The sequence below is a fragment of the Frankia sp. Mgl5 genome (genome assembly GCF_023242985.1).
Classification (GTDB): Bacteria; Actinomycetota; Actinomycetes; order Frankiales; family Frankiaceae; genus Parafrankia; species Parafrankia soli.
The window spans coordinates 1-235 of sequence record NZ_JALKFY010000358.1 but is presented as its reverse complement, the minus strand read 5'-3'; the positions used below and the strand labels follow the sequence as shown (position 1 = coordinate 235).

At 55.7% G+C, this 235-nt stretch carries 1 protein-coding gene; it reads right to left on the bottom strand.

Going from position 1 to position 235, the window contains the following annotated elements; all coding sequences use genetic code 11:
• Positions 1–235, bottom strand: a 235-nt coding sequence (locus MXD62_RS09685) for a lyase family protein (RefSeq protein ID WP_368862362.1), incomplete at both ends; no start/stop codon positions are given.

The window sequence follows — 235 nt, the reverse complement described above, 5'->3', positions numbered from 1 at the left end:
CCGCTTCCAGGCCGAGCTTTTCGCAGACGTAAGCTTCGACAAACGGATCGATGTTGGCGTAAGTGCCGACCGCTCCGGAAATTTTGCCTACTGCCACTTCTTTTTTCGCCGAACGGAAGCGTGCCAGGTTGCGCTTCATCTCTTCCAGCCACAGCGCCAGCTTCAACCCGAATGTAGTTGGTTCGGCATGAACCCCGTGGGTACGCCCCATCATTACCACATCTTTGTACGTGCG